This is a genomic window from Pseudomonas sp. PDM15, assembly GCF_014851565.1.
In the GTDB taxonomy this organism is placed as follows: Bacteria; Pseudomonadota; Gammaproteobacteria; order Pseudomonadales; family Pseudomonadaceae; genus Aquipseudomonas.
In genome coordinates, this window is the sequence record NZ_JACVAA010000031.1 from 1 (window position 1) to 432 (window position 432).

1 pseudogene is annotated in these 432 nt (G+C 65.7%); it reads left to right on the forward strand.

The window, feature by feature from the left end:
* Positions 1-432 (forward strand): annotated as a pseudogene (locus IB232_RS23405) (TonB-dependent siderophore receptor); the annotation flags it as partial.

Genomic DNA, 432 nt, shown 5'->3' on the forward strand with positions numbered 1-432 from the left:
GTTCAAGACGCCGTTCGACCGTGGCACCGCCATCGATCCGCGTACCAACAGGCCGCTGGATATCCCGCGTACCCGCCGGCTGGACGAGCCGTTCAACATCACCGAAGGCCGCTCCGACCTGAGCCGCCTGGATATCGAACACCGTCTCGACGATGCCTGGAAGGCGCACCTCGCCTACGGCTGGACCCGCGAGACCTACGACGACAACCAGGCGCGGGTGACCAAGGTGAACAGCAACGGCACCGTGACCCGCCGCGTCGACGGCACCCACGGCGCGGTGAGCAGCGACAGTTTCGCCACCGCCAGCCTGAACGGCGACCTGCAACTGGGTGGCTTTCGCCACGAGCTGGTGGTCGGCATCGACAGCGAGAAGCGCAAGATCTACCGCGCCGACCTGATCCGCGACACCAAGAACACCACCCTGAACTACCT